General features: G+C 63.5%; 21 protein-coding genes. 6 read left to right on the top strand and 15 right to left on the bottom strand.

Annotated elements, in window-relative coordinates:
* Positions 1 to 9: 9 nt before the first annotated feature.
* From BLU39_RS13620 to BLU39_RS13575, 10 genes are all read right to left on the bottom strand, one after another.
* Positions 10 to 1,173: an efflux RND transporter periplasmic adaptor subunit gene (locus tag BLU39_RS13620; RefSeq protein WP_092713812.1), complete on the bottom strand. Its 1,164-nt coding sequence runs from the start codon at positions 1,171 to 1,173 to the stop codon at positions 10 to 12.
* Between the two features lie 12 nt (positions 1,174 to 1,185).
* Positions 1,186 to 2,598, bottom strand: a complete 1,413-nt coding sequence (locus BLU39_RS13615) for an efflux transporter outer membrane subunit (RefSeq protein ID WP_092713810.1) — start codon at positions 2,596 to 2,598, stop codon at positions 1,186 to 1,188.
* Positions 2,595 to 3,323, bottom strand: coding sequence for a CerR family C-terminal domain-containing protein (locus tag BLU39_RS13610; protein WP_092713808.1), 729 nt, complete (start codon positions 3,321 to 3,323; stop codon positions 2,595 to 2,597). Before BLU39_RS13610 ends, BLU39_RS13615 begins: the two co-directional genes overlap by 4 nt.
* 265 nt (positions 3,324 to 3,588) lie before the next feature.
* Positions 3,589 to 4,950: a hybrid sensor histidine kinase/response regulator gene (locus BLU39_RS13605; protein WP_092713806.1), complete on the bottom strand. Its 1,362-nt coding sequence runs from the start codon at positions 4,948 to 4,950 to the stop codon at positions 3,589 to 3,591.
* 142 nt (positions 4,951 to 5,092) lie between these two features.
* Positions 5,093 to 5,827, bottom strand: coding sequence for a 2OG-Fe dioxygenase family protein (locus BLU39_RS13600; RefSeq protein WP_092713804.1), 735 nt, complete (start codon positions 5,825 to 5,827; stop codon positions 5,093 to 5,095).
* A gap of 102 nt (positions 5,828 to 5,929) precedes the next feature.
* Positions 5,930 to 7,966, bottom strand: coding sequence for a TonB-dependent receptor (locus tag BLU39_RS13595; RefSeq protein ID WP_092713802.1), 2,037 nt, complete (start codon positions 7,964 to 7,966; stop codon positions 5,930 to 5,932).
* Between the two features lie 4 nt (positions 7,967 to 7,970).
* Positions 7,971 to 8,459 (bottom strand): DUF6702 family protein, encoded by a 489-nt coding sequence (locus tag BLU39_RS13590; protein WP_092713800.1) that lies wholly within the window; start codon positions 8,457 to 8,459, stop codon positions 7,971 to 7,973.
* Positions 8,456 to 10,831: a M1 family metallopeptidase gene (locus BLU39_RS13585; protein ID WP_092713798.1), complete on the bottom strand. Its 2,376-nt coding sequence runs from the start codon at positions 10,829 to 10,831 to the stop codon at positions 8,456 to 8,458. The genes BLU39_RS13590 and BLU39_RS13585 overlap by 4 nt, the downstream gene beginning before the upstream one ends.
* Before the next feature lie 165 nt (positions 10,832 to 10,996).
* Entirely contained in the window at positions 10,997 to 11,458 is a 462-nt protein-coding gene (locus BLU39_RS13580) for a MarR family winged helix-turn-helix transcriptional regulator (protein ID WP_092713796.1), read from the bottom strand.
* Between the two features lie 21 nt (positions 11,459 to 11,479).
* The gene (locus BLU39_RS13575) at positions 11,480 to 12,355 is read right to left on the bottom strand and encodes an aldo/keto reductase family oxidoreductase (protein ID WP_092713794.1); all 876 of its coding nucleotides are present in this window, start codon (positions 12,353 to 12,355) and stop codon (positions 11,480 to 11,482) included.
* 120 nt (positions 12,356 to 12,475) lie between these two features.
* Here BLU39_RS13575 and BLU39_RS13570 point away from each other — a divergent pair, with 120 nt between their 5' ends.
* Positions 12,476 to 13,405 (top strand): LysR family transcriptional regulator, encoded by a 930-nt coding sequence (locus BLU39_RS13570; RefSeq protein WP_175539292.1) that lies wholly within the window; start codon positions 12,476 to 12,478, stop codon positions 13,403 to 13,405.
* Here the strand turns inward: BLU39_RS13570 and BLU39_RS13565 are convergent.
* Positions 13,390 to 14,211 carry a sugar phosphate isomerase/epimerase family protein gene (locus BLU39_RS13565; RefSeq protein ID WP_092713790.1) on the bottom strand — a complete coding sequence of 274 codons (822 nt, stop codon included), beginning with the start codon at positions 14,209 to 14,211 and terminating at the stop codon, positions 13,390 to 13,392. The two genes, BLU39_RS13570 and BLU39_RS13565, sit on opposite strands and share 16 nt — an antisense overlap.
* On the bottom strand, positions 14,211 to 15,050 hold the full coding sequence (locus BLU39_RS13560; RefSeq protein ID WP_092713788.1) for a phytanoyl-CoA dioxygenase family protein: 840 nt from the start codon (positions 15,048 to 15,050) through the stop codon (positions 14,211 to 14,213). The genes BLU39_RS13565 and BLU39_RS13560 overlap by 1 nt, the downstream gene beginning before the upstream one ends.
* Before the next feature lie 109 nt (positions 15,051 to 15,159).
* Between BLU39_RS13560 and BLU39_RS13555 the strand changes: the two genes are divergently transcribed.
* Positions 15,160 to 16,119 carry a LysR family transcriptional regulator gene (locus BLU39_RS13555; RefSeq protein ID WP_254788967.1) on the top strand — a complete coding sequence of 320 codons (960 nt, stop codon included), beginning with the start codon at positions 15,160 to 15,162 and terminating at the stop codon, positions 16,117 to 16,119.
* Here BLU39_RS13555 and BLU39_RS13550 read toward each other — a convergent pair.
* Positions 16,112 to 17,182: a M29 family metallopeptidase gene (locus tag BLU39_RS13550; RefSeq protein WP_092713784.1), complete on the bottom strand. Its 1,071-nt coding sequence runs from the start codon at positions 17,180 to 17,182 to the stop codon at positions 16,112 to 16,114. The two genes, BLU39_RS13555 and BLU39_RS13550, sit on opposite strands and share 8 nt — an antisense overlap.
* A gap of 263 nt (positions 17,183 to 17,445) precedes the next feature.
* On the opposite strand from BLU39_RS13550, the gene BLU39_RS13545 reads away from it, so the two are divergent.
* On the top strand, positions 17,446 to 17,892 hold the full coding sequence (locus tag BLU39_RS13545) for a hypothetical protein (RefSeq protein ID WP_232731189.1): 447 nt from the start codon (positions 17,446 to 17,448) through the stop codon (positions 17,890 to 17,892).
* A 206-nt stretch (positions 17,893 to 18,098) separates the two neighbouring features.
* Here the strand turns inward: BLU39_RS13545 and BLU39_RS13540 are convergent, their stop codons facing one another.
* Positions 18,099 to 19,601, bottom strand: a complete 1,503-nt coding sequence (locus BLU39_RS13540; RefSeq protein WP_092713780.1) for a choice-of-anchor X domain-containing protein — start codon at positions 19,599 to 19,601, stop codon at positions 18,099 to 18,101.
* Positions 19,598 to 20,482, bottom strand: a complete 885-nt coding sequence (locus tag BLU39_RS13535) for a hypothetical protein (protein WP_092713778.1) — start codon at positions 20,480 to 20,482, stop codon at positions 19,598 to 19,600. The genes BLU39_RS13540 and BLU39_RS13535 overlap by 4 nt, the downstream gene beginning before the upstream one ends.
* A gap of 317 nt (positions 20,483 to 20,799) precedes the next feature.
* Here BLU39_RS13535 and BLU39_RS13530 point away from each other — a divergent pair, with 317 nt between their 5' ends.
* From BLU39_RS13530 to BLU39_RS13520, 3 genes are all read left to right on the top strand, one after another.
* A complete protein-coding gene (locus BLU39_RS13530; RefSeq protein ID WP_139178263.1) occupies positions 20,800 to 21,453 on the top strand; it encodes a hypothetical protein in 654 nt (217 codons plus the stop codon).
* 70 nt (positions 21,454 to 21,523) lie between these two features.
* On the top strand, positions 21,524 to 22,405 hold the full coding sequence (locus BLU39_RS13525; RefSeq protein WP_092713774.1) for a hypothetical protein: 882 nt from the start codon (positions 21,524 to 21,526) through the stop codon (positions 22,403 to 22,405).
* Positions 22,406 to 22,512: 107 nt separating this feature from the next.
* Positions 22,513 to 23,421, top strand: a complete 909-nt coding sequence (locus tag BLU39_RS13520; protein WP_139178261.1) for a hypothetical protein — start codon at positions 22,513 to 22,515, stop codon at positions 23,419 to 23,421.
* Positions 23,422 to 23,473 lie beyond the last annotated feature (52 nt).

Here is a 23,473-nt window from a genome sequence, read left to right as displayed (position 1 = left end):
GGCCTCTCCTTACTTTTTCGCCGTGGCCGGCTTGACAGCTGCCGCCACCGGGGTTTGCACGTTGCGTACCAGGTCGCCGTCATTGAGGAAGCCGGCGCCGCTGACGACAATCGTCGTGTCGGCCGTGATGCCGCCAAGGATTTCAATGCGGTCGCTCAGGCGCCGTCCGGCCTGCACCTTGATCTGGCTGACCCGCTGGTCGGGATTGAGGCGGAAGACATAGCTGAAACCGTCGCGCACGGCGATCGCCTGCTGCGGCACGGTCAGGGCGCCCGAGGTGCCCAGTTCGAATTCGCCGCTGGCGTACATGCCGGCCTTGAATGGCGCATTGCTGCCCGTGCTGGCGGGCAGGTCCACGTAGACGAGGGCCGAGCGCGTCTGCGGATCGACGGTAGGGGCGATCATGCGCACCTTGCCCGTCAAAACGCTGCCGTTGGCCGCCTTCACCTGCGCCAGGGTGCCAGGCTTGAGGTTCAGCAGTTCGGTGGCCGTCACTTCGGCGCGCCATTCGAGGCGGCCCTGGCGGATCATGCGGAACAGTTCCGTGCCGGCGCCCACCACCGACCCCACGGTGGCCGAGCGCGACGAGATGATGCCGCTGTCGGGCGCCACCACCTGCGTGTATTTCAGACGCAGCTGCTGCGAGGCCAGCTGCGCCTTGGCCGACGCGATGCGCGCATTGGCCGTCTGTTCGGCCGTCAGGTATTGGCTGATCTGCTGCGCGCTGATGGCGCCCGTGCTTTGCAGCGAGCGGGCGCGCTGCGCGTTGGCGGCCGCTTCCGCGGCATTGGCTTGCGCTTCCTGCACGGCGGCCTTCGCCTGCGCCACGTCGGCGTTCACCGTGTCGCTCGAGAACACGGCCAGCACCTGGCCGGCGCGCACGACGTCGCCCACGTTCACGCGCACGTCGGTCAGGCGCAGGCCGTTCGATTCGCTGCCGATGACGGCTTCCTGCCAGGCGGCCACGTTGCCGTTGGCGTTCAGCTTGATGGGCAGGCTGGCCGTCTGCGGCTTGGCCGTGGTGACGGTCAGCGCCGGTTTTTGCGCCGCGTTCTTATCCTTGGCGTCGTCCGCCGCCGTGGAGGAGGGGGAGTACAGGGCCACGCCGGCGCCCAGCATCACGCAAAGGGCGGCCAGCGCGAACGCCATCGGTTTCAAGGTCAGTTTTTTCATGTTGTGTATCCGTCAGGGGGTATTGTTGGCGATGGCGCTGCTGCTCCAGCCGCCGCCGGCGGCGCGGTACAGCGCCACCCAGGCGGCGCTGCGTTCGCGCTCGAGGTTGACCACCGTGTTTTCGGCGGCCAGGCGCGTGCGGCGCGCGTCTTCCAGTTCGATCAGGCTGGCCAGGCCATTCTTGTAGCGGTCTTCCGTGGCGACGAACGACACGCGGTAGCCTTCCAGGGCCGTCTTTGCATGGCTGCTGCGCTCGTCCGTGCTGGCCAGGTTGACCAGCGCCTCTTCCACTTCGCGCACGGCCTGGCGCACGCCGGCGCGGTATTTCACCACGGCTTCGTCGTAGCGCGCCGTGGCCGCATCGATCTGCGCGCGGCGCGTGCCGCCATCGAAGATGGGCAGGCTGACGGCCAGCGGGCCGATGCTCCAGGTGCTGGCCGTGATGCTGGTGCCGCCGGCGCGGATATTGCCCTTGCCGATGGAGCCGGCCAGGCTCAGACGGGGATAGCGCTGCGCCTGCGCACCGCGTACTTCGAAGCTGGCGGCCGCCACTTCGCGTTCGGCGCTGTAGACGTCGGGACGCTGGCCCAGGGTTTGCGCCGGCAGTTCCGTGATCGCCACGGGCGAAGGCAGGATGGCGGGGCTGGCGGCCAGCTTCTGGCGCAGCGATGCTTCCGGCATGGCCGACAGGGCCACCAGCGCCTTGACATTCACGTCGCAGGCGGCCCGCTGTTCGATGGCGCGGCTGGCGCCTTCGGCCGCGCTGGCGCGGGCCAGGGCGGCGTTGGCGGGCGGCTGGAAGCCGGCGCCGGCGCTCAGTTCCGTCAAGCGCGCCGAGTCGCGGCGCGAGACGGCATCCTGTTCGGACACGGCCTGCAATTGCCGGCAGGTGCGCAAGGCGTAGTACTGGTTCGCCACTTCGGCGGCCACCGAGACGCGGGCCTCATGCCATCCCGCGCGGGCGCTGTCGTAGCGCTCCTGAGCCGCGTCGCGCGTGGCGCGGTTGGCCCCGAACACGTCGATTTCCCACGACGCCTGCAGCGCCGCCTGCGAGGTGGTGCCGCTGGGCTGGGCCGATTGCTGGCTGGTACGCACCACGCTGCCCGTCGCGTCCAAGGTGGGCGCCAGCGCGGCGCCGCTGGCGATGCTGTCGGCGCGCGCCTGCACGATGCGCGTGCGGGAGGTGGCGATGGTGGGGCTGACCTGCTGCGCGTCGCTGATCAATTCCACCAGCAGGCTGTCGCCCTGGCCTTGCCACCAGCTGGCCAGGTCCGTCAGCTTGCCGTTGTGCGGCAGCGGCGCCTGCCACTGCTCGGGCACGCCGGCGGCCACCACCGCGGGCGGCCCCTGCAGGGCGCAGCCGCCCAGCGCCAGCACGATGCTGGCGGCCAGGGCGCGTTGAGCGGTACGTCGAATAGTCGTCATGCTGGTCCTTCTGCTTGTCGTTGAGCGGTATCGGGTGAAGAGGGTTGGGCCAGGCGCCGGCGCTCCACCTCGGCCATGGCCAGCGCGTAGTCGGTCATGCGCGCCAGCCAGGTGTCGAGAGCGTACGGCGTTGCCAGCAATTGCGGACGCAAGGTTTGCAGCACGTCGGCGCCCACCATGTGCTGCAGGGCCAGCGAGGCGATGGAAAACGCCAGGCGGTGCATGTCGTCGCTGCTGTCGGGGACGCCCAAATGGCGCGCCAGCACGCGCGTGAGCGCTTCGTGTTCGGGGCGGATGTTCTCGTCGATCTCGCGCGCCCACAGGCCCGTTGGTTCGAGCATCTCGCGGCACCACAGGCGCATGCAGTCGCGCGCGATCTCGCCCTGCTGCATGGGGGCGAGCAATTGCGCATAAAAGCCTTCCAGGCTTTGGCGCAGGGTGAAGTGCGGCTGGTCGTACAGCGCGATATTGTCTTGCGGGTTCGCTGACTGCTGGGCGAAGGCGGCGCGGTACAGGCCCGCCTTGTCGCCAAAATAGTAGCTGATGGCGGCCGCGTTGGTGCCGGCCGCCTGCGCCAGTTCGCGCGTGGACGTCCTGGCGTAGCCCTGTTCGGCAAACAGGCGGATGGCGCTATGGAGCAGCCGCTCGCGCGACTGTTCGCCATCGGAGCGGGGTTTGCGCCCATCGTCGGCGGCTGGTGCTGGGGAAATGTGTTTTTCAATCATGCCGGAGATTTAAGCATATATCTCAAACGATTGATATAACTAAGCCGGTTGATTTAGTTAAGGAATGATGAAGAGAATGAAAAACGCAGGCAAAAAAAAGCCCGCGGTTGTATTCGCGGGCTGAATCCAATGTTCGGAGAACGAATTGGAGGAGACGGTTCTACTATAGCGCTGAAAATGGTGCAGTGCAATACCGTAGAACTACTGTATCGGTCTCGCTTTGATGTCAAAAAGTCAGTATTTCATGTTGCGGCGCACAGAAAGCTCAGGCCTTGCTGCGCAATGCCAGCGTAAACGTGCTGCCATGGCCGTAGTCGCTGTTGAAGAACAGGGCGCCGCCGATGGCGTTGGCCAGGTTCTGGCACAGGTACAGGCCCAGTCCCGCGCCTTCCACGTGGCGCGTGGAGGTGGAATCGAGCTGCGAGAAGGCCTGGAACAGCTTGGCCTGGTCTTCTTCCTTGATGCCGGCGCCGCTGTCGGCGATGCTCATTTCCGTCACCAGCACGCCGTCTTCGTCGCGCTGGGCCAGGCTGATGCGCACCGTGCCCTGTTCCGTGAACTTGATGGCGTTGTTGAGCAGGTTGATGAGGATTTGCGTCAGCGCGCGGCGGTCCGTGTCGATGATGGCGGGCGGCTGGCCTGGCTCGCCCAGTTCGAGTTCCAGCGCCAGGCCCTTTTGCTGGGCCAGGGGGCGCAGGGTGTCGGCCACGTCGGCCATCAGTTCCTGGCAATGTACGGGTTCGATCGACAGGGTCAGCTTGCCCGCCTCGATCTTGGCCACATCGAGGATGTCGTTGATCAGCGAGAGCAAATGGCGCGCGCTGGCGCGGATGGTGTTCAGTTGCTTGTCCTGGTCGGGCGTCAGGGGGCCGGGCAGTTTCATCAGCAGCGCGCCGGTGAAGCCGATGATGGCGTTGAGCGGCGTACGCAATTCATGCGACATATTGGCGATGAAGGCCGACTTCATGCGGCTCGCTTCGGCCAGTTCCAGGTTTTTCAGGGCGATTTCGCGGTTGATGGTTTCCAGCTCGGCCGCATGGTGCGCGAGGCGCATGTTCAGTTCGATCACCTGGCGTTCGCGCGCCTGCAGTTCGCCGTTGACCTGCACCGCCTGTTCATAGGTGGAGATCAGCAGGTCGAGGATTTGCTGGCGTTCCGCATTGATGAAATGCTTCTGGTCGCCCAGGTACAGGGCGATGCCGATTTCCACGTTCTGGTTCTTGCGCAGCTTCTGGTTCATCAGCATGTGGCTGATGCGGTTGAGCAGGTAGTCTTCCGCGTAGGGCTTGCGGATGAAATTGTCGGCGCCGCACTCGATGCCGCGGATGATGTCCTTCGGGTCGTTGAGCGAGGTGACGAGGATGACGGGGATGTCGCGCAGGGTCGGGTCGGACTTGATGGCGCGGCACAGGTCGTAGCCATTCATTTCAGGCATGACGATATCGGACAGCACCAGGTGCGGCTTGCGCTCGCGGATGGCAGCCAGGGCCAGCTGGCCATTCGCCGCCACGCGCGCGTTGTAGTGCAGCGACTGGATCAGGCGGCGCAAGCGCTCCGCCTGGGTCGGGCTGTCCTCGACGATCAGGATCTCGATTTCGTCAGGCTTGATTTGGTTGTTGGAGTCCACAGACCTCTCCTAGGATTTCAGTGTGGTGATGCTGGGCGCCGTGAGCGCGCAATATCGACATCGTATGACTATATCGGATTTAGGTCTGCAAAAGTAACTTCCAAGTAACTATTTTGGCCACAGGGAATGCTGTGGTCGCCTGTCAGTTTTCGCCCTGGAACTGGCCTGCGCGATAGGTCAGCACGAGCGTGTCGCGGTGGCCATGTTCGCCCAGGGGCTGGATCGGCGTCGATTCGTGGATGACGGCCGCGTCGTCGAGCAGCAGCAGCGACCACGGTTCGGTCAGGGTAAAGCGTTTGCCGTTGGGGCCGTCCGCTTCGAAGATGCGCGTCTCGCCGCCCTTGATCTGTTCGCGCCCGACCAGCAGCACGGCGACGAAATCGACGCCGTCGCGGTGCGCGCCTTCCGGCGTGGGGCGGCCGATGCCGTCCGTCGTATCGATGCGGAACTGGTGCGCCTCGATGAACCAGGGCTGGCTGCCCTTGACCTGCGAGCAGGCGTCGCCCAGCGCGCGGATCAGCTGCTGCCAGGCCGCTTGCGCGACGATAGCCGCTTCGACCGGTTCGAACAGGCGGTGCATGCCGCCGTGCAGGGCGTTGTATTCCACCGGCTGCCAGTGCGGACGGTGCGCCGTCTGGGCCAGGCGTTCGCCATCCTGCACGAAGCACGAGTGGCGCCGGCGGCGATAGCGGCCGCCATCCTTCAGGTAATTGTCCAGCGCCAGGGTATTCCAGCTCGGTTCCAGCGCGCGCAATGCGTCCAGCGGACAGCCGGCCAGCGCGGCCACGTCCTGCGGGCGCAGGACGGCATAGCCGTCGTCGCGCAAGGCGTCCTTGAGGCGGGACGGGTCGGTAAAGATCGGTGCGGCAGTGCTCATGGCGGTGCGGGCCGGAACGGGCCTGTATCAGTTTATCCAGCCTGGCATTCTACGACTTCGCGGCGCTTCCTGTGCAGTCCGATAAGAATTATTCTTGTTTACTTAAAAATTCTTTACCAGGGTCAGGCGCAGCGAGCGCGATTCCACCGGATGGAAGTGGATATCGTCGACGGCTTGCGCCTCGCCGGGCAGGCGCGAAGCATAGTAGTAATCGATGGCCGAGTCGCGCCGGTTGGCCAGGTTGTAGCCTTCCAGCTCCACGCGCAAGGTCTTGTCGATCTGGTAGGCGATGCGCCCGTTCAAGCCCACGCTGGCCGACGAGCGCACGCTGTTGTCTTCCACCAGCGGGCGCGGACCGAAGTAGCGCAAGCGCAGGGAGCCCGACCACGGACCTCGCGGCGTCACCGTCATGGCCAGCTGGGCTACGCCTTCGATGGCGCCGGGAATGAAGTCACCGGCCGGATCGCTGCCGCGCGAGCGTGCCTGCGCATACGCCAGGTCCAGGTCCAGCGACAGCCAGCCGGCCGCCTTGTAGTAGCCGGAAAACTCGATGCCGTAGCGGCGGCTGGGGCGGCCCGCCTCGGTGGCGCCCGCGTCGCCGATGAATAGCAGCTCGGAATCGAAGTCCAGCCGGTACAGCGACAGCGACGTTTGCAGGCCGGCGATGGCGGCGCTGCGCAAGCCCAGTTCCAGTCCGCGCGAGCGCACGAGGGGCGTGACCTTGTCGGCCGCTTCGCCCGTTTTCGGGTCGACCGTGATCGTCGTGCCGCGCGCGTCGTTGCTGTGAAAACCATTGCCGATGTTGAGATACGCTTCCGTATCGCGCCACGGCCCGGCGATCACGCTCAGGCTGGGGCTGAACAAATGGTCGCTGGCCTTGCCCGAATTGGCGGCGCGGTCGCTGCGCACGTCGAAGCGGTAGGCATCCGCGCGCAGGCCGGCCACGGTGCGCAGCCAGCGCGACCAGCGCGTGCTGTTTTCGCCATACACGCCGATGCTCGATTCGACGATATGGTCTTGCCGCGTGGTCGACACGATCTGCCGCTGCCGCGTGTGGTACAGGCCATTATGGATATTGTCGTTCTGTAGCTGCACGCCGATGGTGGTGTCGCTGCTGCCGCCGTCCGTGTGGCGGTGCCAGGTGCGGCTGGCGTCGAGACCGGCCGTCACGCGCCGGTCGGGCTGGGCGAACTGGTCGCCGTTATCGGGGTCGTCCATCGCATACGTAAAATTCGAGAACAGGGCCAGGCGGTTGGCGATCACATACGCGCTGACTTTGGACGAGACGTCGTCCGTCGTCTGGCGCCAGGCGCCCGACAGGCTGTAGCGTTGCGCCTTGCCGCCGTCGCTGGCATCGATGGCGTCGAAGTGGCCCAGGGTGCCGTCCTGCACGGCGCGCAACGGAATCTGGTCGGTGGCGTTCCAGCTGGCGTCATACGCCATGGCCGTGACGTTGAAGCCGTTGTTGGCATAGCCTTCGCTGTAGCGCAGCACGCCATTGAGCTTGCGGTAGCGGTCCGGCTGCGTGAACGGGCCGTCGTTGCGCTGCGCTTCGAGCGCGTACAGCAGGCTGCCGTCGCCCGCATCGAGCGAGTCGGCCAGCAGGGCGCGGCGAAAGCCGTTTTTCCCGATGCCCACGCTGGCGACGCCCTGCGTCAGGCGGTTCGCGTAGACGACGGATGCCGCGCCCGCCGAGGAAAAATCGCCTTGCGCCGCCGAATACGGCCCCTTTTTGTAATCGAGGCGCATGGCCAGTTCGGGGATCAAAAAGTTCAGGTCCGTCCAGCCCTGCCCGTGGCCATGGCTGCGCTGGTTGACGGGCATCTCGTCGACGGTGGTGCGCAAGTCCGTGCCGTGATCGAGGTTGAAGCCGCGCAGGTAGAACTGGTTGGCCTTGCCTTCGCCGCTATGCTGGCTGACGATCAGTCCCGGCACGGCTTCGAGCAATTCGCTGGGCCGGTAGCTGGTGCGCGCATCGAGCTGCCGTTGCGTGACGCTGCCCGCGTTGGCCGAATCGGCCACGCCCAGCTGGTTCAGGCGCGAACCGTCGACGAGCACGCGCTGGAAGATGTCGTCGGCGTGGGCGGCGGTGGCTGAAAACAGGGTGGCGAGGAGGAGGGGAAGGTAGCGTGGCGTCATGGACTTAGCGGATCGGCAGTTCCGTGTTCTGGCGGTCGAAAATCAGCGTCTGGATGGCGCCGCTGTCCTGCACGTTGAGGGTATTGCGCTGGCTGGGCAGGAAGTCGGTCAGCAGCTGGTTGTGGATGCGCGTGGCGGGGGCCAGGCGCGTGCGTTCGATCTCCTGGAAGATCACCACGTTGTCGGCATTGACCTTCATGCCGACCCAGTTCAGGCGCAATCGCTTGCCGTCCGGCCCCACCAGGTAAAACTGTTTTTCCACATAGCGGCGCAGGGCCGCTTCGCTGTCTTCCTGGCCCAGGTCGAACTGGCGCTGGTACAGATTCGTCAGCAGCGCCTCGACGTCGTGGCCCGTGTAGGTGTGCACCACTTCCGTGCTGCCGCTGGCCGCGTTGTAGCTGATGTCGGCAATACCCATGTGGAAGTTGTGGGCGCCGGCCGCCATGCTGGCGCAGGCCAGCAAGGCGGCGCCCATCGCGCGCCAGCGCTTCATGCCTCGTCGCCCTTGGACGAGCCGCCGTTCTGGCCTTTCAGCGGCGTATGGAAATCGCGCATCAGGTTATCCTTGGGCGACTTCTCGCTCTTGAACAGTTCCAGGCGCGATGGCGTAATTTTGCGCGGCCAGCTGTTGTTGCTCGTGTCGATGTCGGCCGTTTCCCAGTACGGGTCCTGCACCAGGCCCACCATCGGCTCATCGGTGATGACGACCTTGGTGATTTTCTTCGGCGAGTAGCGCCATACTTCGGCCGGCACGCGCTCGATGTACTTCCTGCCGCTTTTCAGTTCGATCTCGAGGATCAGCGGCATGACCATGCCGCCCACGTTCGACAGGTCGACCAGGTACAGGTGCTTGCCCTGTTTCAGCAAGTCCTTTTCCCACGGTTCCAGGGCGGCCAGCGCTTCGGCGTAGGCGTTGCGCTCCTTGTTGGTCACCGTGAAGTCGTCGTGCTGGTTGTAGAAATCCTTGAGCTCCGGATGCGCATCGACGCGGCGCGGCATGCCCTTGTTGGCGCGGCTCGTGACGGATTCCGGCTGGGCGTCTTTTTGCGCCTTTTTCCACGCTTTTTCCGTGGCCGGATCTTTCGAGCTCACGCCGTATTCGCTGATGCCGTCGATGCTGATGTCGACCGGGTCGGTCGTATAAAACCAGCCGCGCCAGAACCAGTCGAGGTCCGTGCCGGAAGCGTCTTCCATGGTGCGGAAAAAGTCGGCGGGCGTGGGGCGCTTGAACTTCCAGCGCTGCGCATATTCCTTGAAAGCGTAGTCGAACAGCTCGCGCCCGAGGATGGTTTCGCGCAGGATGTTCAGGCCCGCCGCCGGCTTGGCGTAGGCGTTGTTACCGAACTGCAGCAAGGATTCGGAATTGGTCATGATGGGGACCTGGTCGCGGCTACGCATGTAATCGACGATCTCGCGCGGCTCGCCCCGCGAAGCCGGATAGTTTTCTTCCCACGCCTGCTGCGCCAGGTATTGCACGAAGGTGTTGAGGCCCTCGTCCATCCACGTCCACTGGCGCTCGTCCGAGTTGATGATCATCGGGTAGTAGTTGTGGCCCACTTCATGGATGATCACGCCGATCAGGCCATACTTGGTGCGCTTCGAATACGTCAGCTCGCCCGTCTTCTTGTCTTTCACCGGACGGGGGCCGTTGAACGAGATCATCGGATACTCCATGCCGCCCACGGGGCCGTTGACGGAAATGGCCGTCGGGTACGGGTAGGCTATGCTGTACTTGTTGTACTGCTCGATCGTGTGCACGATGGCTTGCGTGCTGTATTTTTCCCACAGCGGATTGCCCTCCTTCGGATAGTAGGACATGGCCATCACGTCGCTGCCGCCTTTCTTGTAGCCCTGCGCATCCCAGATGAACTTGCGGCTCGAGGCCCAGGCGAAGTCGCGCACGTTGGACGCCTTGAAGTGCCACGTCTTTTGCGCGCGACTCACGGATTTTTCGGCCGCTTCCGCTTCCTTTTGCGTGACGATGACGACGGGCTTGTCGCTGCCGCGGGCCTTGTCCAGGCGCTCGCGCTGCGTGGCAGACAGCACGTCCTGCGGGTTTTGCAGCTCGCCCGTGGAGGCGACGATATGGTCGGCGGGCACCGTCAGCCGCACGTCGTAGTCGCCGAACTCCAGGGTGAATTCGCCCGAGCCGAGGAACTGCTTGTGCTGCCAGCCGGCCGCGTCGTAATAGGCGGCCATGCGGGGGAACCACTGCGCCACTTCGAACAGGGCGTTCTTGTCGTCGAAGACTTCATAGCCGGCCCGCCCGCCCAGCACCTTCTGTTCGTTGATGCGGTAGTCCCAGTCGATCTGGAAAGCGAAATCCTGGCCCGGCTTCAAGGGCTGCGGCAAGTCGATGCGCATCATGGTGCGGTTGATCATGTGCTTCAAAGGCTGGCCATCGGCGCCCGTCAAGCGGCGGATATGGAAGCCGCCCTGGAAGTCGCCGCGCGCGAGGATGCCGCGCAAGCCTTCGAATTTCATCGTGTCTTCGCCCGTCGTCCTGGCCCACGCCTGGCGCGAGGGCGCCGTGGCCATGCGGCGCGCGTCGGAATCGGGCTTGTAGATATTCTGGTCCAGCTGCACCCACAGGTAGCCGAGCGTGTCGGGCGACTGGTTGTGATAAGTGATGGTGCCGCTGCCGGTGATTTCGCGCCTGGCTTCATCGAGCGTGGCGCGGATCGTGTAGTCGGCGCGCTGCTGCCAGTAGGCGTGGCCCGGCGCGCCGGAGGCGGTGCGGTAGGTATTCGGGGTGGGCAGCACTTCTTCTAGCTGGCGGAACTTGTCGTCGAATGGTTCGGCGGCAAAGGCCGACACGGTAAAACACAGAGCCAGCGAAGCGACGGAGCCGAAAGGTATGCGCATGATCACCCTGATGTTGCTGTAAGGAAATAGTGGCAACTATTCTATACGCAGGGTGGGGCCATCCATGTATCGATTTGTAATAAAGAAAGGCGGATTTCGCGCCAGCTTTTGCCTGGCGCCGTCAGGGGGATGCTTTGCCTGATTTTGCTCGGAAAAGCGGCGCTTTTACTCACTTTTCATCAGGCTGTCGCGCAACTGGTTCAGTTGTTGTTTCATGTCCACAACCTGCTCCACGCTGCAGTGGCTGGCCGCCAGGATGGCTTCGGGCAGCAGGGCCGCCTCGTGGCGCAGCTGGTCGCCCTGCGGCGTCAAGGAAATGATGACCTGGCGCTCGTCGCTGGCGGCCCGCGTGCGCGTCAGCAGGCCCGATTGCTCCATGCGCTTGAGCAAGGGCGTCAGGGTGGCCGAGTCGAGGAACAGCCGCTCGCCCACTTCCGACACCGTCAAGCCGTCGCGCTCCCACAACACCATCATCACCAGGTATTGCGAATAGGTCAGACCGAGCTTGCGCAGGAGCTTGCGGTACAGCTTGTTCATGGCAAGCGAGGTCGAGTACAGCGCAAAGCACAACTGGCCGTCCAGGCGCGGCACCTGGTGCAAGGGGTTGGGGGTGGTAGTGGTATCCATGGGCACAGTATATATAGTGCGCTACTTAGTTGCAAGCGACCTCAATGCTTCCAGCGCCTGTGCGTCCAGCGTGAGCGCGCCGGCCGCGACGTTTTCGCGCAGATGCGCCACCGACGAGGTGCCGGGAATGACCAGCATGTTCGGCGCGCGCTGCAGCAGCCAGGCCAGCGCCACCTGCATTGGCGTGGCTTGCAGGGCGGCCGCCACCTGGTTCAAGGTATCGGACTGCAGCGGCGAAAAGCCGCCCAGGGGGAAGAACGGCACATAGGCGATGCCTTGCGCGGCCAGGGAGTCGATCAGCGCATCGTCCGCGCGGTGCGCCAGGTTGTAGTGGTTCTGCACGCAGACGATGGGGCTGATGCGCTGTGCCTCGGCCACCTGGGCCGCATCGACATTGGACAGGCCGATATGGCGCACCAGGCCTTCGCGCTGCAGCTGCACCAAGGTGTCCAGCGGCCCGGCAAGCGACGAGCCGTCCGGGCCGTCCATGCCCGGCGCGCGCAGGTTGACCACGTCGAGCACGTCCAGGCCCAGGTTGCGCAGGTTGTCGTGCACGGCGTCGCGCAGCTGCTGTGGCGATGCGGCCGGCAGCCAGGACTGGTCGGCGCCGCGCACGAAGCCGATCTTGGTGACGATGGTCAAACCGTCGCGGTAGGGATGCAGCGCTTCGCGGATGATCTGGTTGGTGACGTGCGGGCCGTAAAAGTCCGACGTGTCGATATGGTTGACGCCCAGTTCGATGGCTTCGCGCAGCACGGCGACGGCGGCGGCGCGGTCTTTCGGCGGACCCCAGACGTGCGGGCCGGCCAGTTGCATGGCGCCGTAGCCGAGGCGGTTGAATCGGATGTCGCAATGGGCGGGCGTGAATTGGTCGCGGGCGGGGGAATACGTGTGCATGGCAGCTCCTGTGTGGTGGTCGAGTAAGGGAGCAGCCATCGTAAGGCCGATTGCGCTGTATGATAATCGGGTCAATCCGGTACAGGCTGTACTCATTTACGCACAATGAAAGCGCTACTCATGCATGCAGACAACCCGTCCATGGCCGATTTGTCCGCCTTTGCCCTGGTGGCCCGGCATCACGGTTTTCGCCAGGCCGCGCGCGCCAGCGGGCAATCCGCGTCCGCCATGAGCGAAGCGCTGCGGCGGCTGGAGCAGCAGCTGGGTATCCGCCTGCTGGAACGCACGACGCGCAGCGTGACGCCGACGGCGGCCGGTGCGCTGCTGCTGACGCGCCTGCGCCCGGCGCTCGATGAGGTGAGCAGCGCACTCGACGTGCTGAATGACTTGCGCGACAGCCCGCGCGGCATCTTGCGCCTGAACGTGCCGGTCAACGCGGCGCGCTTCTTCCTGCAGCCCATGGTTGACGGGTTCCTGCGCGTCCATCCGCAGATCAGGGTCGAGCTGGTGGTCGATAATAATTTTGTCGATGTCGTCGCCAGCGGTTGCGACGCGGGCATCCGCTATGGCGAACGGCTGGAGCAGGACATGATCGCCATCCCCATCGGCCCGCGCACGCAGCGCTTCGCGGTGGCGGGCGCGCCCTCCTACCTGGCGCAGCGCGGCGTGCCCGTGCATCCGCGCGACCTGCTGCGGCATGCCTGCCTGCTGGGGAAATTCCTCAGCGGCGCGATTCCACCGTGGGAGTTCGAGCGCGACGGGCAAAAAGTGAGCGTGGAGCCGGACGGCCCCGTGATCGTCACGCCGACGGCGGCCGATTTTGCGGTCAGCATGGCCATCGCCGGCCATGGCCTCGTCTATCTGTTTGAAGAGTGGCTGCAGCCGTATATCGATGCGGGCCAGCTGCAGCCCGTGTTGGAAGACTGGGCGATGCCCTTTCCCGGCCCGTTTTTATACTATGCGGGCCGGCGCCATCTGCCCGCGCCGCTGCGTACCTTCATCGATTTCGTGCAGGCCAATTTTGCGCAGCCTCCTCAGTCTGTCGGATAGCGTGCGCGCAGCAGCTTGAGCATGGCGACGTTCTGTTCCCACGCGTCGCTCACGGGCTGCTGCGTCCAGGGCAAGGTTTGCGTGTAGGGCGCGGGGCCGAATTCCGGCGTGAACGTCATGCGCTCGGCGCCGGCCGCGCGGCGCAGGGCGACGATGGCGTCCCACCAGGCCAGGTGGGCGTCGAGCGCAGGTTTCGCTTCCGGTGCGCGGAAGTCGGCTACTTGCGGCCCCTGCGCATGGCCCACGCGCGCATGCACGTGGCGCACCAGCGGCAGCACTTGCGCCAGGGTCTGCGGCTGGTCTTCCAGCAGCGATTCGCAGGCGCAGCACCAGTGCGACAAGTCGGCCGTCAATGGCAGCTCGGGATACTGCCGCAGATACGGCAGCAGCAGCATCGGGTGGCCGGAAAAGCGGCTGCGGTGGATTTCATGCACGATGGGCACGCCGTGCCTGGCCGAGATGGCGGCGGCCAGGTCGAGCAGTTCTGCGTTCTGTGCCTGCGTATAAAAATCCTTGCCCGTGTGCGTGTTGACCAGCACGGGGCGCGCCAGGCAGGCGTTTTCCAGCAGCTCGGTCAGAGCCGCGCGGTGCAGCGCGAAGTCACTGTGGAACACGGTTTCCCACTGCGCGGCGATCAGTTCCAGGCCTGCATCCGCGATGCGCTTGGTCCATTCTTCGCGCAGGGCGGTGTCCAGCGGCAGCGACATCTCGATGCCGTCGAAACCGGCTGCCGCTACCCTGTCGATGAAGACATCGGGCGGCAGCTCGTTATTGCCCCAGTGGGCGGCGAAGACGTCGATGCGCATCAGACGAAGCCCCGAACGGGGAAGGAGTCGTCGCGCTGTATCCAGTTGTGGGCCGCATATTGCGTCTGGCCGTCGGTGGCGTGCAAGGTGTAGGCGTGGCGCGACACGGGCGAGCGGTTCGGCGCGCTGTAGTGGGGCAGCAAGCCGTGGAAGCAGACGAGTGCGCCCGCCTTCACTTCCAGTGGCACGGCCGTGCTGTCATCGGGCCATGGCGTGGCGTCGAGTTTTTCCACTCTTACCTGGTCGCCGTTGCGGATGAAGCGTTCGCGCAGGGGGCCGCGGTGTCCGCCCGGTTCCGCCCACAGGCAGCCGTTTTCCAGGGTGGCATCTTCCAGCGCGAACCAGAAGGTGGTCACGCTGATGGGCGTGGTCTCGAAATACGTGGCGTCCTGGTGCCAGCGCACTTCGCCGCCGATGCCGGGCTGCTTGAAGATGTACATCGATTGCCACACCTGCGCGTCCGCCAGGCCCAGGTCGCGCGCCACTTCGGCCAGTTTCGGATCGGCCGAAAAAGCGCGGAAGACGGGGTCCAGGTCGTGCATGGCATGGCCGATCTTGTTGATCGACAGCGATTTCGCCTGCTTCAACTGACCGTCCGTGTCGAACGCCTCTTCCTCGAAGAAGCAGCGGATGGTGTTGTCGGACGCGAGAAAGTAATCGTTGGTGTTCTTTGCCTGGTCGCGCGTGGTGAAGATGGACTGGCTGACGCTGGGGTCGAATTCGTTGACAATCTGCTCGGCGCGCGCGCGCAGGGCGGCGATGTCGTCCGCGCCCTTGAAGCCGGGCAGGATAATGTAGCCGTCGCGTTGATACTGTTCTTGTTGTTCGATCGTTAGCATGGCGGCGGCTCCTGAGGTCAGTGGAAAGCGCCATTGTAGGATGGGCGAGGGCGGCAAACAATCGCCCAGCGGTTGACAGATTGTCGCCAAAGCGCAGACAATCTTTGACATGGATCAACTAAAAGCGATGGAAATCTTTGTCGAGGTGGCGCGCCAGCGCAGCTTCACGCTGGCGGGGCAGCGCCTAGGCCTGACGCGGGCCATGGTCAGCAAGACCATCATGCAGCTGGAGGAACGCCTGCATGCGCGGCTGCTGCACCGCTCCACGCGCGAAGTGAGTTTGACGGACGCGGGCCGCGCCTACCTGGCGCCGTGCATGGCCACCGTCAGCCAGGCGCAGGAAGCGGCGCGCATGGTGGCGCACGTGGCGCAGGCGGGAGCGGGGGCGGAGCTGGCCGGGCCGCTGCGCATCCAGGCGCCATCGAGTTTCGGCAGCGCGTGGCTGGCCGACGCCGTCGCCCGTTTCAGCCTGCTGCACCCGCAGGTGCGGGCCGAGCTGTTTGTCGATGATGCGCTGCTCGACCCGATACGCCACGGATTTGACTTGACGATACGCGTGGGCGGCATCCCGGACAGCAGCGCGCTGGCCATGCGCCCGCTGGCGCCGTGCCGCGCCGTGCTGTGCGCCAGCCCCGCCTACCTGGCGCAATGGGGCGTGCCGCAGACGCCGCAAGAGCTATTGCAGCACCTGTGCCTGCATTTCAGCCACCTGACCGATGGCACGAACTGGCATTTCCAGCGTGGAGAAGGCGAGTCGCGCGAAGAAGTGAGCGTGCGCGTACAGGCGGGTTTTACGGCGAATAACGGCCTGGTGCTGCACCAGGCGGCGCAGCGGGGTCTCGGCATCGTCTACAGCACCACCTTCCTCGCCTGGCGCAATCTGCTCGATGGCAGTCTGGTGCCCGTGCTGACGGACTGGGAACTGCCGCTCAATCACCTGAGCGCCCTGTATCCGGCCAGCCGCCAGCCGTCGCCCAAGGTGCGCGCGCTGATCGATTTCCTCGTGGCCGAATACCAGCCCGTGCCGCCGTGGGACCGCGAGCTGGCAGCGGCGGGTTTTTTCAGCTGATAGCGACGGGCTCCACCGTCCATGCGCCATCGGCGTACACGCGCTCGTCGTCCAGGTAGACGGCTTCCGTGACGGCGAAGATATCGACGTGGTAGCGCGCATCCTTGCGCTTGAATTGCGGTTTCGTGTAGACGCCATGCTTGGCGCCCAGCGACAGATGGATGCCGCACATGCGTTCATACGTGCCGATGTCGTTGACCAGCTGCTCGCGCGAAAAGGCGCGGTTCATGCCGAAGCCCAGTTCGCGCACCCACACTTCGCCTTCATGTGCGCGGATGATGTCCAGCATGGCCAAAAATTCCGGCGTGGCGTTTTCCGTGCCCGTCACCCGGCCCTTGTCGATGATCAGGGTGATCGGCGTATCGGGGCGGTTGACCATGAAGTGCGTGTCGCCGAAAACAAAGATGCGCACGCGCCCGTTCACGGCTTCCAGGTCCTGCGCTTCCGTAAACACCTCGCCCAGCGGGAACTGGCCGCCGATATTGTGCATGCCGCTGTAGTCGCCGATATTGAGCTTGGCGCCCTCGAATGGCGAGGCGAACACGAGCTGCTCGCCGCCGCTGTCGACCATGCCGTGGCGGGCCGTGTCGATGCGCGCTTTCAAGGCGTGGCCCACGCCGCGATAGTAGGCGGGGTCGTAGGCCAGCGAGGCGATGTAATGCAGTCCCTGCACGCCGGGCATGCGCGACAGGTGCACGTGCTCGATCACTTTCAGGCCACGCTTGAACAGCTCGATGCGGATGCGGAACGCTTCCAGGCGGAAGCTTGTCGACTGTATCAGCACGACGAGGCTGCCGGCCGGCAGTTCGGCAAACGCGGCCAGCACGGCGTCGGGCGTGACTTCGTCGAAATCGATAAAGGCCGCATCCGGCAAGGCCAGTCGATACGCTTCCGTCAACACGACGTTGAGCCAGCTGCGCTTGTCGCAGACGATCAGGGACTGTTCGTCCGGGCGATGGCAGATGGCCATGGCCAGCAGGTCGGCCACGTTTTGCGCGGCCACTTCGGTGGCGGCGGCGCTGATGGCGTCGAGCCGGCTGGTGTCGTTTTCGGGAAGCGTCATGGTGCGGAGGTATTGGGCGTGAAGTAAACACGGCATTATAAGGCGATTGCCGCAGGCGCCACCATTCGCCATCGGGCGTAGGAGCACCGCCCGTGGCGCGGTGATCTTGTGTAGTGCCACACGGCAATGTATTATTGATAAACCGCTTGACGGCGGGCCTGGACGGGGCGCGGGCCGCGGTAGAGCCCGCCTACGCCAGGCACAGCTCCACAGAGCCATATCAATACAACAGGCTGACAAGCCAGGACTAAGAGCGTGATGCGATGAGCATAATCGGACAAGATATCCCCATGGAGCGGCCGGATGCGGATGGGCGCGCCGCCGTCTTCGTTCCCGTCACAGGCGTCAAGGAAGATGTCCTGTTGACCATACGCAAGGGAGCTGCCATTGTCGGCTTCGCCAACCACGACCGCACCATCACCGTGTATTTTGAAAGCAATCGCTTTGACGACCCCGTGCTGGCCAAGTGGGAGCACAAGGCGCGCAAGGCCTACGACCGGTTGATCGACAATGCGCCCACCGTGTCGAAACTGACCACCAGTCCTGCCAATTTCGAGCAGATCGGCTACATCAATGGCAAGGGCATCACCATCCGCCGCATGGAAAGCCTGCAGCGCTGGCTCGCGTATTCGGATGCGATGGATACTTGTCCGGCAACGGATATCATTCCGCGCACGGTCATTGCCAAGGCTGAAAGCGTCAAAGTTTAAGAGCGGCTGATACAAGGCCGGGGAGATGTTGCCTGCCCCGCTTTTACCTCACTGTACTGAAGTACTGTCTTCGGGGCGGCGCCTAGCCCTGAGCATTTTCTCAGTCGCTCGTGGTGTGCAGACGGGAGCCAACAATGTTGTCGGATTACGCGTGGCTTTGCCACGCTAATCCGACCTACCCGACCTACGCATGACCTCGCTTATCACTACACCACGATGATATTTGCCCGCGCCTTGAGCGGGCAGGGCAGGGTGTCGTCGAAGGTGATTTCGATGGCGCTGGCGACGAACATGCCGCCGATGTGCTGGGCGGCGATTTCGGGCGGCGTGCCGGGCTTGGTCAGGTTGACATCCTGTGCAAAGACAAACACGCGCCAGGTGCCGTAGACTTCCTGCTCGAATTGCAGCAGGGTCCGGTATGCCCGCTTCAGGTCCAGGCTGGCCGCGTACACGCCGTCGTTGGCGCCCGGATCGAAACCGAGGCCATCATCGGTCAGCGGTTCCACGAAGAACAGGCCCTGCGGCGCCTGGAACAGCACGAATGCATACAGTTCCGTGCCGCGGAAGACGTTGCCATTGTCGCGCCTGAAACTGGCGCGCAGCCACAATGGCTCGAACGCCTGGACCACGGGCGGGCTATCCGTTTCCACCGGGCCCGCCACGTGCACGTTGACTTGCGTCTCGTTCACGGCATGCTCGTAGGTGGCGCCCGTCGTAAAACGTTCGTATTGCCAGCTGATGTCGGCCTGATAGGGCTGGCCCGCATTCGGCGCTTCCGGCAAGACCCACTTCGCCACCACGCGCTCGGCCAGGGTCAGTTCGCCGGCGGCCGGCGGTGTTGCTTCCTGGCCACGCCAGAAGGGATCGGCCACATCCGAGCAGGCGGCAACGATGGCGCCCGAGGCGATGGCCGACGCCACGCCCGCCACCGTGAATTCCGGCTTGCCCGAGGCGGCGCCCTTGGGCGTGCAGCAATGCACGCTGGGGTCCGTTTCCTCGAACGTGCCGCCCACGCTGAAGCTGGCCTTGCCAGCGCCGAGCGCGGCGGCAATGATGGCCACCAGCGCGGCGATGACGGCGATGATGATGGCGAGTATCTTCCACCACGGGTCGGAAAACGGCAGCTCGCCATGCGTGCCGGCGTAGGCGGGGTTCGGCGTCCAGACGAGCGTCATGCCGGTCGGCACGATGGGCCCCAGGCCTGGCGGGCAGCGGCACTCTTTTCCATCCGTGCCCGTGCTGCCCCAGCGCTTGCCGGGCAGGTGGCCTTGCGGCTTGGACAGTTCCAGCGTGCCTTCCTCGACCGTGCACGTGTAGGTGTTGGTGGCGCTGTCGAAGCGCGTTTGCGACACAAAAATCTGCTGGATCGAGCGGTGCGGCGTGTAGCCGTCCGCCTTGGCGACAAAGCTGACCAGGCGCTTGCCGGGCGCCGCATGCTGGAAGTCGGCATCCCACATCACCAGCATGGCCGCGCCGGCCGGGATGCTGGCAAAGAAGAAGGTACGTGCCACGGGCACGATGCCGGGGTCGCCCACGCTTTCCAGGTACACGGTGACATTCGTCAGCGCGCTGCCCGACGTGTTGGTGACGTGGGCGGCGATGCGCAAGCCATAGATGGCATTGTCGAAGATGCCATCGGGCAGCATGATATTGGTGACGGGCTCGATCGCGAACGGCCGCGTCAGCACCTGCAGGGGGGTGTCGCTCATGATGCTTGCTCCTCGGGGCTGTGCTGTTCTTGCGCCTGCTCTTGCGCTTGCTCTTTCTCCTGATCGGTGACGATGTACGTGATGCCACCCATGAGCTTGCCCTGCTGGCTTTCCAGCACGCGCAGCAGCGCATACTGGCGTGGCGGCAACGCTTGGGCGCGCACGCTCAGGTACACGGCCAGTGCCTTGCCGCGCGGCACATCCAGCGCCAGCTTTTGCTCGCCGGGCGTATCGCCATTGCAATGGGGCGTGCGCGCCAGTCCCGCGATCAGGTGCGCTTCCCTGGCGGGTTGCCACCGTTCAAGTCCCAGGGTGGCCAGCAGGCGTTCCGGCAGCTCGCCGCCATACTCCAGCTGCAGTTCCACTTTTTTTGTTTCGCGGGGCAGGGCTCCCACCGCGATGGTCAGCAGCTGCGCGTGCCTTGCCGCCAGCACGACGGTGACATTGCGCTGGGCGATCTGCTCGTGCAAGGTGGGCTGGAAGAGGAAACCGCTGGGCAGGGGATCGGGCAGCGGGTTGATGTCGCCCGGGCCGTGGGCCACGGCCAGCAGGCATTCGTGGCCGCCATTGACGATGACAGGAACCCACGGCACCAGGCACAGCACTTCCTGCGTGGCGCCCGGCGGCAAGTCGGCAAAGGCGGAACCGATCTGCGTGGCGGCGCCGACGGCGATCTGGCCGGATGGATCGGCCCAGTAAAAGTCCACGCGCACGCCGTTCGAGGCGCTGTCGCCCGTGTTGTGCACGCGGCCCCACAGGTAGTTGGCGGTGCCGGCAATGGGCGCGCCGGGCGGGCCATTCGGATCATTGCCCGGCACGACCCAGATATCGGCGCTGTCCCACCAGGGCTGGCCGTCTTCGATGATCAGGTGGGCTGACATGGCGTTCTCCTTGTCCTTGGCCGATGCTTTTAGCTTAGGCCGCGGCGGTGATGCAGAGATTGATCAGTCTCAAACCTGCTGAATTGCGGCAGCAGGTGTTTATGTGGGACGTCGTGTGGGATTTTCATAAGCAGGCTGAGCTCGCCCGAGCTCTTAAATTTGTTTTTCTGGAAATAAATGGTATTGGTGTTGAAGGATGAGCTATTATTTGAAAGATAATTTGAAGTGTTTGATTGCAATTTATTGATGCTGATTTCATTGGTATGACCAGGTGATTTTCCCCTGTGGCGTATGGGTGACGTACGAAGAGGTATTTTGTGAAAACGGAAATTGAGTACCAATGCCAGGAATCGACTTGTCAGGCGACATTTCATTGGACTGTGAGCTTTTGTCCCTTTTGTGGAACGAAGCAAACGGTTGTTAAGGTGAAGATAATTTCACCGCAATTAGAGGTGCAAAACATTGATGGAAATACGTCGTTGCCTAACGATCAGATAAAGATTGCTGCCTTCAAGGAGCAGAGTGATCACGTACTGAAGGATCTGCCATTGTCAAATCATGTTTTATTGGACGATGAACAGAAAAAATTCAATATTCATATTGCCGACAGTATTTCAAATTCGTACTGCGATAGCGTCTCATTTAGCAGTTTGTTGCGATATGGAAAAAAGGCCTTGGCTCTAGACGTAAGGCGGGTGGAGTCGATTTTGTCGATGGCTTTGCAACGGTTGAATGTCGTCAATGAAAAAGTACTGTTGGATGAGCTTGATGCATTGCTGCATGTGTTTACAGACACCGAAAAGAAATTAGATAAAAAGAGTCGTGGCGACGCCTTGCAAAGTGTTTGTAAACCGCGTCCTGGCGCGATGAGGGGTGTAGATCCAGAGACTGCGGAGCGCTACATTAACGATTTTTGCCGCAAACATAGCGTGATGCAGAGGTCAGGTATATGGGGCTGGAAAATTTTGTAGTGTGTTGGGATTGCAGAGACATGATCTGGTTTGATCGTTCAAATTACAATTTAAAAAAACAGAGGAAAATATGAATCAATCCGATCTGGAATGGTTGAAGAACCGCGTAGCTGCGGCTGTGGATGATGATTTTTATCTGGATCGGGGTGAAGAGAGGCGTATTAAAGAAGAATCCGCTGCACGCGGTATTGTGAGTAGAGAAATAGAGCTGGTCATCCGTGAACAGCTAGATGAGTACTCCGCAGTGTCTGAACGTGCGCTCGTGGAGGAGCTGGATAGGCTACTGCATCAGTTCACCGACAACGACAAGAAGCTGGATCAGAAAGAAGAACGTCTTGCACTAAGTAAAGTAGTTAATGTGGCGTCTGGCAAACGTGTCGGACTGGATCCACGTGTGGCAGAAGAATATGTGACTAGTTTTTGCAAGGCAAACGGGGCATCGCGCTCGACGGATACAAAAAAATGGTTGGGTTCCCAGATGGGACTGGCGCTTGTTGCCGTTGCAGTTGTTGGTGCTGTCATTTTCTTTGCGACTCGGCCGCCGAAGGATGCAACTCCTGTCGTATTGGCACAAGCCAAGGAGGGCCGAACCGTCGACACAAAGGCGATTAAGCTCAATGAAAATGATCGTTCTGAAATCGACGATCAGTTGCGTCGTGCTTCTCTTTACATTGAGAAAGCTCAATACACTGACCCGCCAGAAAGTTCGGCTAAGGCTTCACTCGATCAAATTCGCCAGATTGACCCTGAAGGGCAATATCGTGGTGAAGAGGTGAAGGGGCTTGCCAGTAAGATAGTTGACCATTACATCAAACTGGCTGAGAAAAGTGCTGCATCAAATGATCTGGGTGCGGCTGCCAAATGGTTGGCACGTGCGAAGCTGCTGAATCGTGATCGTGAGGTAATATTAGAAAAGGAACGAGCACTAGGGCTGGTGAAGGCGGAGCGTTAAGTCTGCGCTATCTCCGCCAGCAGAGATAAGCAGAGCTCGCACAACGGACGGGGCATTCGAATTGATCGTATGTCCTGCCTTGTTGCATGAGCAGCAAAGGTCGGAATGTGTCTGAAAAAGTAAACGAAGTTTGCATCAATGCCGCTTGCGGCCGTACCTTGCCCCTGCGCGTGGCGCATTGCCCGTTTTGCGGCGCGCGCCAGGTGGCGCAAGCGCCTGTTCTGGAGAAAGCGGTGGTGCCGCCCCCGGCGCCTCCGCGCATGCCGCTACCCGTGCCCGTGGCGCAGCCCGCGCCCATTCCCATGCCGCAGCCCGCGTCTCAGCCTGCTCCCAAGCCCGTCCCGCCAGCGCCCGCCGCGCCGGCCAAGGCGCCGCCCGCCAAGCTTGCCGGCAAAGGCTCGGTGCCGCCGCCGCGCCCGCCCGTGCGCCTGCGCACGTGGATCGCGGCGGCGGTGGTGCTGACCGGTATCTGGTTTTATAACAAGCCGGCCGACAAGCCGGCCAGCGTGGCGGAACAGGTCGAGGCCGCCACTGCGCTGGCGGCGCAGTGCGACCTGGACGGGGCGCGCAGCGCGCTGGCCGTGCTGAAAAGCGCGAAGGCGCCCGCCGCACAGATCAAGCGCTTGCAGGCGAGCATCACCAAGTCCGCCGCGACTTGCGAGAAGCAACAGCAGCGGGCGCAGGCGTGGCTGGCGCTGCAGGGCAGCGTCAACCAGGCGCTCGACGCGGGCAAGCCGGAGCTGGCCGCGACGCGCCTGGCCACCTATGTAAAACGCTGGGGCGACGATCCCGACACCCTGGAGCTCGACGCCAAGGTCAAAGTGGCGCAGGCGAGCGCCCAGCTCGATGCGGCCGACGCCTGCCTGGCCAGGGGCGACCGCGTCTGCCTGGAAAACAGCCTGATCGCGGCCGAGCGCTACAAGCGGCCGGAACTGGCGGCGCGCACGCAGGCGCTGCGCACGGCCTTGTCGCAATTGCTCGAACGCTCGCTGCTCGATACGGCCCCTGGCCAGTAGCGCCAGCATGTAAAACGCCCGCCGCGGCCAGGCCGGGCGGGCGTTGCGTTGT

The sequence above is a fragment of the Janthinobacterium sp. OK676 genome, assembly GCF_900103595.1.
Classification (GTDB): domain Bacteria; phylum Pseudomonadota; class Gammaproteobacteria; order Burkholderiales; family Burkholderiaceae_D; genus Janthinobacterium.
The sequence above is the reverse complement of the archived record's forward strand: the minus strand, read 5'-3'. Positions and strand labels throughout refer to the sequence as shown.

Excerpts from the sequence above, each read along its gene's own strand:
- BLU39_RS13565 (WP_092713790.1), bottom strand. The coding sequence starts at position 14,211 with ATGCGCATCGACGTCTTCGCCGCCCACTGGGGCAATAACGAGCTGCCG.
- BLU39_RS13585 (WP_092713798.1), bottom strand. The coding sequence starts at position 10,831 with ATGCGCATACCTTTCGGCTCCGTCGCTTCGCTGGCTCTGTGTTTTACC.
- BLU39_RS13555 (WP_254788967.1), top strand. The coding sequence starts at position 15,160 with ATGGATCAACTAAAAGCGATGGAAATCTTTGTCGAGGTGGCGCGCCAG.
- BLU39_RS13535 (WP_092713778.1), bottom strand. The coding sequence starts at position 20,482 with ATGTCAGCCCACCTGATCATCGAAGACGGCCAGCCCTGGTGGGACAGC.
- BLU39_RS13580 (WP_092713796.1), bottom strand. The coding sequence starts at position 11,458 with ATGGATACCACTACCACCCCCAACCCCTTGCACCAGGTGCCGCGCCTG.
- BLU39_RS13545 (WP_232731189.1), top strand. The coding sequence starts at position 17,446 with ATGAGCATAATCGGACAAGATATCCCCATGGAGCGGCCGGATGCGGAT.
- BLU39_RS13540 (WP_092713780.1), bottom strand. The coding sequence starts at position 19,601 with ATGAGCGACACCCCCCTGCAGGTGCTGACGCGGCCGTTCGCGATCGAG.
- BLU39_RS13560 (WP_092713788.1), bottom strand. The coding sequence starts at position 15,050 with ATGCTAACGATCGAACAACAAGAACAGTATCAACGCGACGGCTACATT.
- BLU39_RS13595 (WP_092713802.1), bottom strand. The coding sequence starts at position 7,966 with ATGACGCCACGCTACCTTCCCCTCCTCCTCGCCACCCTGTTTTCAGCC.
- BLU39_RS13620 (WP_092713812.1), bottom strand. The coding sequence starts at position 1,173 with ATGAAAAAACTGACCTTGAAACCGATGGCGTTCGCGCTGGCCGCCCTT.
- BLU39_RS13525 (WP_092713774.1), top strand. The coding sequence starts at position 21,524 with ATGAATCAATCCGATCTGGAATGGTTGAAGAACCGCGTAGCTGCGGCT.
- BLU39_RS13575 (WP_092713794.1), bottom strand. The coding sequence starts at position 12,355 with ATGCACACGTATTCCCCCGCCCGCGACCAATTCACGCCCGCCCATTGC.
- BLU39_RS13610 (WP_092713808.1), bottom strand. The coding sequence starts at position 3,323 with ATGATTGAAAAACACATTTCCCCAGCACCAGCCGCCGACGATGGGCGC.
- BLU39_RS13590 (WP_092713800.1), bottom strand. The coding sequence starts at position 8,459 with ATGAAGCGCTGGCGCGCGATGGGCGCCGCCTTGCTGGCCTGCGCCAGC.
- BLU39_RS13570 (WP_175539292.1), top strand. The coding sequence starts at position 12,476 with ATGCATGCAGACAACCCGTCCATGGCCGATTTGTCCGCCTTTGCCCTG.
- BLU39_RS13600 (WP_092713804.1), bottom strand. The coding sequence starts at position 5,827 with ATGAGCACTGCCGCACCGATCTTTACCGACCCGTCCCGCCTCAAGGAC.
- BLU39_RS13550 (WP_092713784.1), bottom strand. The coding sequence starts at position 17,182 with ATGACGCTTCCCGAAAACGACACCAGCCGGCTCGACGCCATCAGCGCC.
- BLU39_RS13615 (WP_092713810.1), bottom strand. The coding sequence starts at position 2,598 with ATGACGACTATTCGACGTACCGCTCAACGCGCCCTGGCCGCCAGCATC.